The 207-nt window shown below is 24.8% G+C and carries 1 protein-coding gene; it reads right to left on the reverse strand.

The features are described 5' to 3' along the window. The coding region (locus G3997_RS05225) for a type I restriction endonuclease subunit R, EcoR124 family (protein ID WP_442971250.1) at positions 1-193 on the reverse strand (193 nt) is incomplete at its 3' end. Between the last annotated feature and the right edge of the window lie 14 nt (positions 194-207).

Genomic DNA, 207 nt, shown 5'->3' on the forward strand with positions numbered 1-207 from the left:
AGTCTTGATAACTTTGTTCRCTCATTCCAAGTGTATCTTTATTAAATTCAAATTCTGTAAAAGTATTTAGCTTTGTYAATACTTTTGTTAAATCTCTAAAAGCTAATATAAATTTCTTTTTATCTTCTTCACTTTCAAGAGTGTCTACATCTTCTGGATTTTCTGTTAAAGCATANAGYKTATGAAAATTTATTTTTAAGGTATTCT

It is taken from the genome of Romboutsia sp. 13368, from assembly GCF_018336475.1.
GTDB lineage: Bacteria > Bacillota > Clostridia > Peptostreptococcales > Peptostreptococcaceae > Romboutsia.